Source organism: Pseudomonas sp. NBRC 100443, assembly GCF_030268185.1.
Lineage (GTDB): Bacteria > Pseudomonadota > Gammaproteobacteria > Pseudomonadales > Pseudomonadaceae > Pseudomonas > Pseudomonas citronellolis.
This window is the reverse complement of record NZ_BSQE01000004.1, coordinates 148,956-159,835: the sequence shown is the minus strand read 5'-3', so window position 1 is coordinate 159,835 and position 10,880 is coordinate 148,956. Positions and strand designations below refer to the sequence as shown.

The following is a 10,880-nucleotide window of genomic DNA, read 5'->3' as shown; positions in this document are numbered from 1 at the left end:
TTGTTCTTAAAGATTTATCGGCCGAGTGGAAAAGAACACTTTGAATCAATATTGTCCAACAAGTACAAACAATAGCGCATGGTCACGTCCCAGCAACAGGAGAAACCCGCGATGCATGCAAGCGAACAAGAGCACCTTCTGGAACAGGTCATAGCGATTGCGCGCCACGCAGGCGCATTGATCCTGGATATATACGGCGGAGATATCGAGGTGCGCGGCAAGGCCGACAGTTCCCCGGTCACCGCCGCCGACGAGCGCGCCGAAGCCCATATCGTCGAGGCGCTGCGCCAGCTCACCCCGGACCTGCCGATCGTTGCCGAGGAAGCCGTTTGCGCCGGACGCATCCCCGCACTGGGTAAGCGCTTCTGGCTGGTCGACCCACTGGATGGCACCAAGGAATTCATCCGCCGAAATGGGGAGTTCACCGTCAACATCGCCTTGATCGACGATCAGCAACCGCTGCTCGGCGTGGTGCTGGCTCCAGCCCTTGGCAGGATGTTCGCCGGCACGCGCGACCTGGGGGCCTTCATCGAAGACATCGACGGCCGTCGCCCAATCAACGTCCGCCGCATCCCCGAGGCCGGGATCGACGTGGTCTCCAGCCGCTCCCATGGCGATGCCGAAGCGCTGGACAAGTTCCTCGCCGGCTACCAGGTGAACGCCCGCCTCAGCGCCGGCTCCTCGCTCAAACTGTGCCTGGTGGCCAGCGGTCAGGCCGACCTCTACCCACGGTTGGGCCGCACCATGGAATGGGACATCGCCGCCGGACATGCGGTGCTCAACGCCGCCGGCGGGTCACTGCGGACGCTGGCTGGCGACGAACTGGCGTACGGCAAGGCCGACTTCGCCAACCCGCACTTCGTCGCCAGCGGTGCGGAGGCCTGAACATGCTGCAGCCAGACGGAAGCATCATCGAACTCTGCCATGTGGTCAGCGACATGGACGCAGCCCTGTGGCACTGGACTGAAGTCCTCGGTGCCGGCCCGTTCTTCGTGGGCGAGATGCACTTCAGCGACGGACAGTTCCATCGTGGCGTGGCCACCCCCGTGGCACTGCAGGTCGCCTTTGGCGGTAGCGGCGGCCTGGTCATCGAGCTAGTCAAACCGCTGGGCGAGCATCCGTCGGTGTTCCGCGAGGTCCTGGACAGTCGCGGCCCGGGCTATCACCACGTCATGCCGCGGATCGACTACGACGAGGGCTTCAGGCGCTTCAGCGAAGCCGGCTACGCGCTGGCCTTCAAAGGCAGCATGCCCGGTGGCGAACGCTGTGCAATGTTCGACAGCCGCGCCGACAACGGCGGGTTCATCGAGCTGATGGACCTGTCGCCGATGATCGTCCAGCAACTGCAACGGATTTCCCTGGCCCACCAGGCATGGGACGGGTACAGCGATCCGGTGCGCCCCATGAGCGAGCTGTTCGCATGAGCCGCCCCAGCGAGGAACCTGCGATGAATCCCCTTGCCACAACGCAGCAACTGGACACCGAACGCCTGGCCCTGCGTCTAAGCGAACACCCGGCAGTGCGCAGCGCGCGTGAACAGGCGCGCTGCCGCCTGCTCGCCGACGACCCCGCGATAGCCACCGGCGAAGGACGCCTCGGCCTGGAGCGCGCACTCGACCAGTGGACCCTCGCGCTCGCCATGCGCGAGGCCAACGGCAATCCCGGCGCCCCCCAGATAACCTGGAACGTCGACAACACCCCGCGCCCCTGGCACGGCCACTTCTACCCAGGAGCGGCACTTGCAGTCGACAACCCGGACAACGTAAACCGCGAAATGCCCATCGACGGCGCGAGCCGCTACCTGCTACGCGGCCACTTCGCCGCCAACCGCACGGCCAATTTCAGCCTCAAGCTGGAGGTCGAGCCGCAGGACCACGCTGGCATCGGCGAGCACCTGTGGATGCTCACAAGCCAGGAAATCGAGTGCGACGAGCAGGGCCGCTTCAGCGTCGGCATTGGGCCGCAACCAATTGAAGGCGTCGCCAACCATATACAGACTCGGCCCGGCCGCCTCACCCTGTATGCCCGCGACAGCTTTTCCGACTGGCGCCAGCAAGCCACCATGCTGAGCATTGAACGGCTGGACGGCCCAGCATTCCCAGTAGGACTGGACGAGGGGCAGTTGGTCCGGCGCGTGGCGGACTTCCTGCCGGCCTTCGTGAGCTTCTGGTCCGGCTTCAAGAACGGCTTTCTCGACCAACCCCGTCCCAATACTCTAGTCGGTCCGATCGGCCGCCAGGCTAACTGGGGGTATCTGGCGGGCGGCCGCTTCGAGCTCGCCGACGATCAGGCGCTGCTGATCACCATCGAGCACGCCGGAGCGCGCTACAGCGGCTTCCAGGTCGCCGACCCTTGGACTGTGGCACCCGACCCGCTGTATCGCCAGAGCAGCCTCAATAGCAGCCAACAGGCGACCAACCCCGACGGCAGTGTGACCTTCGTGGTCAGCGTTAGCGATCCGGGCGTGCATAACTGGATCGACACCTGCGGCCTGCACCACGGCTGGCTGCTGCTGCGCTGGCAAGGCTTCGCCGCCGAGATCGACGCCAGTAGCCTGATTCGCGGCTGCCAGCTCGTCGACCTGGCAGCACTGGCGGCACACCTCCCCCCCGGCTGCCCGACGGTCACCCTGGAGCAACGCCGCGCCCAAATAGAACCGCGTGCCTTGCAGTACCGCCTGCGCTTTCGCTAATCCGCTATCGACCACAACAACAAGAACGGAGATCAGCATGAATCAGCCATCCCCTGCTACCACCGCCCGTGGCGCAGCGCTCGACGTCCCGCAACTGATGCGCGCCGCCCAGCAGGAAAGCGGCCTCAGTGACTGGGGCGATGACGCTAGCTTTCAGATCGGACTTGAGCGCCTGGTCGACTCGCTCAACCAAATCCAGGCGCCGGCCGAGTTCTTCCAGCAGGCTCAGGCCCGCCTGCAACACAGCCTTGTCACTCGCTTGCGCCTGACCGAAGACGCGCGCCTGAACCCGGAAATCGTCCAGGCCAGCATCGAACGTCCGATCATCGTCATCGGCCTGCCGCGCACCGGCACCACCGTTCTCTACGACCTCCTGGCGCTCGATCCGGACACCCGTACCCCGCGCGACTGGGAGTTCGCCATGCCCTGGCCGGCCACCGAGGCGGCGACCTTCGACAGCGATCCACGAATCACCATCCTTAACCAGCAGTTCGCCCAGATACTCCAGCTCGCCCCAGCGCTCGCTGATATCCAGCACTTCGAAGCGACCAACCCTAGCGAGTGCAACCTGGCCCTCACCCACCACTTCGCCACAACGCAGTTCTTCGCCGAATGGTCGGTGCCGAATTACTCCGAGTGGCTGCGCGAAGTGCGTCCGCCGGGCCAGTACCGCACCCACAAGCGCCTGCTCCAGCAACTGCAATGGAAAGGCCCGCGCGGGCGGTGGACGCTGAAGTCGCCGGGTCACCTATTCGACCTGGATGGCTTGATCGAAGCCTATCCCGATGCGGGACTGATCTGGACACATCGCGACCCGCTGTTCGCCCTATCGTCGCTGACCAGCATGATCTGCCAATTCCGCCAAATCATCGGCATCGACTTCGAACCCAAGCGCGTAGGCCGCCAAGTGCTGGACATGTGGAGCACCGCCATCGAACGGGCCTGCACCAGCCGCCTATCCGACCCGGCCATTGAGCGCGCGGTCATCGACATCCCCCACCGCGATGTGATCGCCGACCGCAATGCGGTAGTGCGGCGCATCCATGAGCACTTCGATCTGCCATGGAATGCAGAACATCAACGCCGCCTGGAAGGCGATGCAGCAGGCAACGCGACACAGCGCCTGGGCAAGCACAAGCATCGTCCGGAGGAGTTCGGCCTCAGCGCCGAAGAAGTCCGCGAGCGGCTGCCTCTCTACTACCGCCTCTGCGGCGACTTCTTCTAACCCCCTCCCCTTCAGGAGCCAGAACATGTCCCATGTACTCGATCGTTTCCGTCTCGATGGTCGCACCGCCATCGTCACCGGTGTCGGCCCCGGCGTTGGCGAGCATGTCGCCAAGGCCTATGCCGCGGTAGGCGCCAACGTCGTCCTCGCCGCCCGCTCCGAAGAGCGCCTGGCCCGGATCGTTGATGAAATCCATGCCGCCGGCGGCAAAGCCATCGGCGTACCCACCGATGTCGGCCAGGCCGACCAACTGCATAATTTGGTCGAGCAGGCCCACCTGGCCTTCGGCCCAGTACACGTGGTGTTCAACAACGCCGCCGCAGGAGTGGTGGAAATCGACGCCGGCATCTGGGGCAACACCGATGTGGTCTGGCAGACCGCCCTCGCGGTCAACGTACTGGCGCCCTACCGCCTGGCCGAACTGCTACACGCCGACTTCCTCGGCCACGGCAAGGGCAGCTTCATCACCGTGCAGAGCTGCGGCGGCTTCACTCCGATCGCACCGTCGCTAGCTTACGGCTCGAGCAAGGCTGCGCTGAGCATGCTGACCCGCCAACTGGCCAAGGTGCTGGCACCCCATGCCCGGGTGAACTCGGTGTGTATCGGCTCGATGAGCCCCGATGGAGTGGAACTTGAGCACCACAAGGGCTACAACCTGGCCGCCCGCAACGCCATCCAGCGTATCGGCGGCGCCGACGAAGCGGTCGGTGCAGCGCTGTTACTGGCCAGCGATGCGTCCAGCTACACCACTGGCAGCATCATCTACACCGAGGGAGGTCGGGTCGGCACGCTTTCTTGATGACCTAGACGGAGAGAGGTCGTCGCGTGCCATCAGTACAACCCGAGCGGCACGCGGCGGCTACTTCCAAACTCCATCCGGGTGACTCACAAGCTGGTTCGGTGACTCGAGACTGTAACGACAGGAAAGGTGCGCAAGCTCAGATATCCAGCCCCACACCGCGAACCAACGGCGATTCATCGCCGAGCCCCGTCACCGTCGGCAGTGAAAACGCGCCATTGCGGGGCGACCTTGCTGAGAGGAGCGAACGTAGCGCCTGAAACTGACTTCTTGCGGTGGTTCATGACAACCACCAGGCGGGACGGCATGGGCTCCAAGCCAATCCGGGGAAAACAGCCATCAACGATAAAATATATTTCCCTGTAATTATCGATAAAAAGCGCTCGCGTGTATCATTCGTTCCAACCTCCTCCATCCGTGGTACATACAGCCCATGAACCGAGCTGAACGCTGGGCGGAACAGCCCGAAGTCTCGGAAAAGCGCACCATGGCCTCGCAACTGGAGGCCCGGGTCCGCGAAGACATCATCAATGGTCGCCTTGCACCCGGCAGCCGCCTGCGCTTGAAGGAGCTGGCCGAACACTACGACGCCGGGGTCATCCCGCTGCGCGAAGCCTTGTCGCGCCTGGCCGCCAGCGGCTTCGTCAACTCCGAGGACCAGAAGGGCTTCAGCGTCGGACGCATCTCCGCCGAGGAGATCCGCGACATCACCAACACCCGCGTGCTCATCGAATGCCAGGCCCTGGCCGAATCCATCGGCAACGGCGACCTGGAATGGGAAAGCGAATTGATTGCAGCCCACCATCGGCTGAGCCGCCTCCCCATAGTCGAAGGCCCGGAACGGCTGATACGGCCGGAATGGGAGAGGGCCCATGAGGCCTTCCACCAGGCGTTGCTCGCCAACTGCCGCTCTCGCTGGCTGTTGCGCCTGTCGCAGCTTCTGCGCGACCAGACCGCACGCTATCGCATGCTCTCGGTGCACTACGAGGACGGCGCCCAGCGCAACATTCCCGGCGAACACCACGAGTTGCTAGACGCAGCCTTGGCGCGGGAAGTAGACAAGGCCTGCCTGCTCCTCGCCCAGCATTACGAAACCACCACGTGCAGTGTGCTCACCCACGAAACACTGAAGGGCTAAGTCAGCTTCGGGATTAGCCCGTGATGGCCGGCCTCGCGATATTCGGTAAGACACATACGGCACCACCGCCCGCCCCGTTACGATACGTTAGCGCGCGACAGACTCACGAGAGTTGAGCCATAGGTGGGTTTCCTGGGGGTCGCTGGGCAGTTCGGGGCTCTTGGCTGTCATGGCCATTTCTAAGGCCGTGAGCCTTCCACGCTCCACCGTTCATCATCGGCGACCTGGAGGCCACGGCCCCGTCGGAGGCGGTACGCCTTGGCAGCAGCTACGTCGTGACCCAGTAGTCACTGGAACAACTCCGCGACGCGCTTCAGGAAACCGTCTCGCTCTCCTGTATCCGCGGGCGGTAACTCAACCGCGCGCTTCCAGGCGCGCGAATTCAAATTCCGCAATGCGGCGGAAATCTACAAAACCGGGATCAGCCTGCATGCTGGTAGATAACAACGCGATCCCATTATCGGATTCTGGCTTTCGTAGCAGTAGAACCTGAAGTCTTTGCTTCATCTTCAACACTCCCCCCGCTTACGCAAAGTTCTAAGTGTTGCGCTCATCGGTTGGATCCACAACTGAGAGCAGCCGTTCGAAACCATTGCTCCCTCAGAGCATGGCAGCCCACGCCTCTCCTCCACTCCTCACCTACAGCACCCCACCTATCGAAAAAGATAGAAGTCGTGGTTCAGGGCATCTGCAATAGTCGCCGGCATAAGAACAGCCAGCTCAGCTGCCGCGAGGAGAATGCCCATGAACCAGCCCCTACCCCACGCTTTCGAGCCCTACGTGGGAGAGGACCCGGTACGCAGCCGTATCGAGGTATCCACCATTGGCGACCTGTTGCTCAAGGCCTATGACCGCTACCCGGACAGCCCCGCGCTGGTGTTCCCCGACTGTCAGTGGACCTATGCCGAACTGGTCGAGCGGGCCATGCACACCGCGCGCGGGCTCAAGGCCATGGGGGTAAAGCCGCGGGAACACGTGGGCATCCTCATGCCGACGTCGCCGGAACTGGTCCAGGTGTTCTTCGCGGTGGCTTTCTGTGGCGCAGTGTCCGTACTGATCAACGCTCGCTACAAAGCCAATGAGCTGGCCTATGTGGTCGAGAATGCCGACCTGGTGACCCTGGTCACCACCGATACCGTAGCCGAGCACGTCGACTTCGTCGAACGTCTCAACACTGCTCTGCCCAGCCTTGCGGGCAGCACCGACGCCTACCGGCTGGTCCTGGACGAAGCCCCTCGCCTGCGCAACCTAGTACTGCTGGGCGACAGCCAACCCACCGGCTTCGTCGGCCGTGCCGCCTTCTACGATCACGCCAGCCGGGTCAGCGAACTGGAAGTTCACCGCACCCGCGTCTCGGTACGCCTGCGTGACTACGGGCTGATCCTCTACACCTCCGGCACCACCTCCAACCCAAAGGGTTGCCTAATCACCCATGAAGCCATGGCACGCAATAGCAGCGTGCTGGGTCGCCATCGATTCCAACTGACCCACGACGACAAGCTCTGGTCGCCGCTACCGCTGTTCCATATTGCAGCCATGCTGCCGTTGCTGGCGATCATCGACGTGGGTGGCTGCTACCTCGGCATGGGGCACTTCGAACCAGGGTTGGCGCTGAAAATGCTCGGCGAGCACAAGGTGAGCATGGTCTTCAGCCCCTTCGTCACATTCCTCCAAGCATTGATCTATCACCCGGATTTCGGCGCAACTGATCTCTCCAGCGTGCGATTGATGAACAGCTGTTTCGCTGCCCAGCCCAAGAGCGTCGGCGTGGCATTCCGCAAGGCCATGCCGCAGACACTGCAGGCAGGTACCTTCGGCATGACCGAAGCCTCGGGCATCGTCTCCACCGCCCACTGGGGCATGGACCCCGAACTGGGCTTCAGCCGCCTTGGCCTGCCGATGATCGGTCAGGAAGTCCGCATCATCGACCCGGAGAGCGGACTGGAGATGCCTGTGGGTGAACGCGGCGAGGTATTGGTGCGCGGCTATAACCTGTTCGATGGCTACTACCGTGATCCGCAGAAATCGGCCGAAGCCCTGGATACCGACGGCTGGTTCCACACCGGCGATATCGGCTCGCTCGACGAGAATGGCCACGTCATGTTCTATGGCCGTTTCAAGGATATGCTCAAGGTCGGCGGCGAGAACGTCGCTGCTGCGGAGATCGAGGTCCAGTTGGCCCGCCACCCCGCCGTGAAGCTGGCCCAGGTGGTGGGCATACCGGATGAGAAGTACAGCGAAGTTCCCGCCGCTTTCATCGAACTGGCACCCGGCAGCCAGGTCAGCGCCGACGAGCTAATGGCGTTCTGTCGCAGCGAGATTTCCTCGTTCAAGGTGCCGCGCCTGGTGCGCTTCGTCGAGGAGTGGCCGATGTCCGCCTCGAAGATTCAGAAGTTCCAGTTGCGCAATGCCCTGCTGCGTGAGCTGGGAATTCACGAGCAATGAGCCGCCCACACCTGCGTAGCACCCTCTACCACAACGGCAGCCAGCGCCTGGCGGTGAGCTTCGGTGGTGCGGAGGATGCTCCCGGCGTGGTCTTCCTGCATGGTGGTGGGCAGACCCGCCATGCCTGGAGCGCCAGTGCCGGAAGGATCCAGTCCGCCGGCTATCGCGTGGTCAGCATGGACCTACGCGGTCACGGCGACAGCGATTGGGCAATAGATGCCGACTACCGCATCGAGACACAGGTCGGAGACCTGCTGGCAGTACTCAGGCGTCTGCCTCGACCACCGGTCCTGGTCGGTGCATCCCTGGGCGGATTGATCGCCCTCAACACCCTGGCCCGGCACCCCTACTGCGCAGTTGCCCTGGTGCTGGTCGACGTTGCACCGAAGGTCGATCGACAAGGAGCCGAGCGAATCAGGGCGTTCATGCAAGCCAATCCACAAGGGTTCGCCAGCTACGCGGAGGCCGCGGAGGTGATTGCTCGCTATCTCCCGCACCGCCCCAAACCCAAGGATCTGTCAGGACTACAGCGCAACTTACGTCTGCGTGACGGTCGCTACTACTGGCACTGGGATCCTCGCCTCTTCAGTAGCCTGGACAGCACACCACAAACCCTCCCATCGCGCCATGAGCTGGCGGCAGCTGCAATCACACAACCAACCCTACTGATTCGCGGCTCCCGCAGTGAACTCGTGGGAGAGGAACACGTGCGTCACTTCCTCAAACTGATGCCACACGCACGCTATATCAACGTCCTCGATGCCGGCCACATGGTCGCGGGCGATAGCAACGAGACCTTCACCCACGCACTGCTCGGCTTCCTTACCGAGGTCCACCCTCCCGCCTGACTCTCCCGCTGCCTCGTGTGCATGGATGGATAACAACAATGAGAAAGCTCACCATCAGACTTAAGCTGGCCCTTCTGGTCGCCCTGGCCATCGTCGCTCTGGTATTGCTCGGCATCGCAGGCCACCTGGGGGTGCTCCAGGTCGATCGCTCACTCGAGCAGATCAGCCAGAAGAACCTGCCGGCCCTCAACGAACTGGTTTCGATCCGCATGTGGCAACTCAAGGCCCTCCTGATCTCCCGCGAGGCCGCTGCCTGGAACCCGCAGCAGTACGAAAGCGTCGACAATCCCGTGGCGGAAGCTCAAGGCTTCTTCTCCGCGTTGCTCGATGAAAAACGCAACACCGACAAGCAACTCGAAGAGGCCTACCAGCGCCACGCCCAACGCGCCAAGGACGCTGACGAGCAGGCGCTTTGGAATGCCCTGAAAGACGACTGGAAGGCCTGGGCCCAGGCCTCGCAGAACAGCACCAAGGCCATCGTCGATATTGCCTCGGCCAGCGACTGGCCATCGGTCACCCAAGGCAGCACCATGCTGCAGAGCCTTGATGAATTCGTTTCGATGCCGCTCAACCGCGCAGACGGCACGATCAGCAAGATGATCGAGGCGGCCGATGCCGCGGCGCAGGGCGCTCAGCGGGAAGGACAACGCGTCGGCGAGCATGCCCAGTTGTCGATCGCCTCGGTATTCGCCGCCGCACTCCTAGGCCTGGGCCTGTTCGCCGCGCTGCTGGTCCGCAACATTAGCGGTAGCCTGGACATGGCCCGCAACAGCATCGTCCTGATCGGCCGCGACAGCGACCTCACGGCACGGGTTGGGGTGCACGGCCAGGATGAAATCGCGCAGACCGCCGGCGCCTTCAATCATCTGCTCGACAGCGTGCAGGACAGCCTGAGGGAAGTGCTGGAGAATGCCTCGCGCCTCACCGAGGTCGGCGCCGCCACCCATGAGGCCGCCCGGCAGCTGGCCAACGCGGCGGAAACCCAGAACGACGCTTCGACGGAAATGGCCCAGTCCATCGAAGAAGTCGCGGCGAGCATTCAGCATATTTCCAACGAAGCCCGCCAGGCACGCGAGCAATCGGAAGCAGCCGGCAGCGCCGCCAACGAGGGCAACCAGGTCATCCAGCAAAGCGCCAGCGAGATGGACAGCATCGTCGCCACCGTTGGCCGTACCGAAAAGGCGATCCTCTCGCTGGGCAATCAGTCCGCACAGATTTCCAGCATCGTCCAGGTCATCCGCAGTGTCGCCGAACAGACCAACCTCCTGGCCCTCAACGCGGCCATAGAGGCAGCTCGCGCCGGCGAACAAGGCCGCGGCTTCGCGGTGGTCGCGGACGAGGTGCGCAACCTCGCCCAGCGCACCGCGCATGCCACCGATGAGATCCAGCAGATGGCCAGCGCTACCGAAACGCTGTCCCGCGAGGCGGTGAGCGAAATGCTCACGGTGGTCCGACAAGTTGACCGCGGCCGTGAACTGTCGAGTCACGCGGCCGAGCGCATGCGGGACATCCAGCACAACGCCGACCAAGTGCTGCAGGCGGTGATGGCCATCTCCAGCGCCCTGGAACAACAGGCACAGGCCATTGGCGGTATCGCCGAGCGGGTCGAGGGAGTTGCCGGCCTGAGCCGCAGCAACAGCCAGGCGGCCGACTCCACGGTGTCGCTGTCGGCAGAGCTGCACAGCATGGCCGAGGCCCTGCGCGGCACCGCCAACCGTTTCAAGGTTTGATCG

At 63.4% G+C, this 10,880-nt stretch carries 10 protein-coding genes and 1 pseudogene; 10 read left to right on the top strand and 1 reads right to left on the bottom strand.

The genetic code is table 11. From position 1 onward, the window contains the following. The first annotated feature begins 111 nt into the window (after window positions 1-111). The 6 genes from cysQ to QSJ95_RS06965 all read left to right on the top strand — a co-directional run bounded on the left by cysQ (window position 112) and on the right by QSJ95_RS06965 (window position 5,854). Entirely contained in the window at window positions 112-885 is a 774-nt protein-coding gene (gene cysQ, locus QSJ95_RS06990) for a 3'(2'),5'-bisphosphate nucleotidase CysQ (RefSeq protein ID WP_285641083.1), read from the top strand. Between the two features lie 2 nt (window positions 886-887). Then, complete coding sequence (locus QSJ95_RS06985) at window positions 888-1,424, top strand: VOC family protein (RefSeq protein WP_285641081.1); 537 nt, start codon at window positions 888-890, stop codon at window positions 1,422-1,424. Between the two features lie 23 nt (window positions 1,425-1,447). Continuing rightward, on the top strand, window positions 1,448-2,692 hold the full coding sequence (locus QSJ95_RS06980) for a hypothetical protein (RefSeq protein ID WP_285641078.1): 1,245 nt from the start codon (window positions 1,448-1,450) through the stop codon (window positions 2,690-2,692). Window positions 2,693-2,729: 37 nt separating this feature from the next. After that, window positions 2,730-3,917 carry a sulfotransferase family protein gene (locus QSJ95_RS06975; RefSeq protein ID WP_285641076.1) on the top strand — a complete coding sequence of 396 codons (1,188 nt, stop codon included), beginning with the start codon at window positions 2,730-2,732 and terminating at the stop codon, window positions 3,915-3,917. 25 nt (window positions 3,918-3,942) lie between these two features. Continuing rightward, window positions 3,943-4,716, top strand: a complete 774-nt coding sequence (locus QSJ95_RS06970; protein WP_285641074.1) for an SDR family NAD(P)-dependent oxidoreductase — start codon at window positions 3,943-3,945, stop codon at window positions 4,714-4,716. Between the two features lie 433 nt (window positions 4,717-5,149). Beyond that, on the top strand, window positions 5,150-5,854 hold the full coding sequence (locus QSJ95_RS06965) for a GntR family transcriptional regulator (protein ID WP_285641072.1): 705 nt from the start codon (window positions 5,150-5,152) through the stop codon (window positions 5,852-5,854). A 354-nt stretch (window positions 5,855-6,208) separates the two neighbouring features. Here QSJ95_RS06965 and QSJ95_RS06960 read toward each other — a convergent pair whose 3' ends face one another. Continuing rightward, the gene (locus tag QSJ95_RS06960) at window positions 6,209-6,361 is read right to left on the bottom strand and encodes a hypothetical protein (protein WP_285641070.1); all 153 of its coding nucleotides are present in this window, start codon (window positions 6,359-6,361) and stop codon (window positions 6,209-6,211) included. A gap of 237 nt (window positions 6,362-6,598) precedes the next feature. Between QSJ95_RS06960 and QSJ95_RS06955 the strand changes: the two genes are divergently transcribed. From QSJ95_RS06955 to QSJ95_RS32960, 4 genes and pseudogenes are all read left to right on the top strand, one after another. Next, on the top strand, window positions 6,599-8,299 hold the full coding sequence (locus QSJ95_RS06955) for a class I adenylate-forming enzyme family protein (protein WP_285641067.1): 1,701 nt from the start codon (window positions 6,599-6,601) through the stop codon (window positions 8,297-8,299). After that, window positions 8,296-9,147, top strand: coding sequence for an alpha/beta fold hydrolase (locus tag QSJ95_RS06950; protein WP_285641065.1), 852 nt, complete (start codon window positions 8,296-8,298; stop codon window positions 9,145-9,147). The genes QSJ95_RS06955 and QSJ95_RS06950 overlap by 4 nt, the downstream gene beginning before the upstream one ends. Window positions 9,148-9,185: 38 nt before the next feature. Then, a pseudogene (locus QSJ95_RS32965) lies at window positions 9,186-10,019 on the top strand (HAMP domain-containing protein); the annotation flags it as partial. 132 nt (window positions 10,020-10,151) lie between these two features. Beyond that, a complete protein-coding gene (locus QSJ95_RS32960; RefSeq protein ID WP_502945265.1) occupies window positions 10,152-10,877 on the top strand; it encodes a methyl-accepting chemotaxis protein in 726 nt (241 codons plus the stop codon). The last annotated feature ends 3 nt before the right edge of the window (window positions 10,878-10,880 follow it).

Bases quoted from the DNA above. Each gene is read 5' to 3' on its own strand.
- QSJ95_RS32960 (WP_502945265.1), top strand. From the start codon at position 10,152: ATGGCCCAGTCCATCGAAGAAGTCGCGGCGAGCATTCAGCATATTTCC.
- cysQ (WP_285641083.1), top strand. From the start codon at position 112: ATGCATGCAAGCGAACAAGAGCACCTTCTGGAACAGGTCATAGCGATT.
- QSJ95_RS06970 (WP_285641074.1), top strand. From the start codon at position 3,943: ATGTCCCATGTACTCGATCGTTTCCGTCTCGATGGTCGCACCGCCATC.
- QSJ95_RS06965 (WP_285641072.1), top strand. From the start codon at position 5,150: ATGAACCGAGCTGAACGCTGGGCGGAACAGCCCGAAGTCTCGGAAAAG.
- QSJ95_RS06980 (WP_285641078.1), top strand. From the start codon at position 1,448: ATGAATCCCCTTGCCACAACGCAGCAACTGGACACCGAACGCCTGGCC.
- QSJ95_RS06955 (WP_285641067.1), top strand. From the start codon at position 6,599: ATGAACCAGCCCCTACCCCACGCTTTCGAGCCCTACGTGGGAGAGGAC.
- QSJ95_RS06950 (WP_285641065.1), top strand. From the start codon at position 8,296: ATGAGCCGCCCACACCTGCGTAGCACCCTCTACCACAACGGCAGCCAG.
- QSJ95_RS06975 (WP_285641076.1), top strand. From the start codon at position 2,730: ATGAATCAGCCATCCCCTGCTACCACCGCCCGTGGCGCAGCGCTCGAC.
- QSJ95_RS06960 (WP_285641070.1), bottom strand. From the start codon at position 6,361: ATGAAGCAAAGACTTCAGGTTCTACTGCTACGAAAGCCAGAATCCGAT.
- QSJ95_RS06985 (WP_285641081.1), top strand. From the start codon at position 888: ATGCTGCAGCCAGACGGAAGCATCATCGAACTCTGCCATGTGGTCAGC.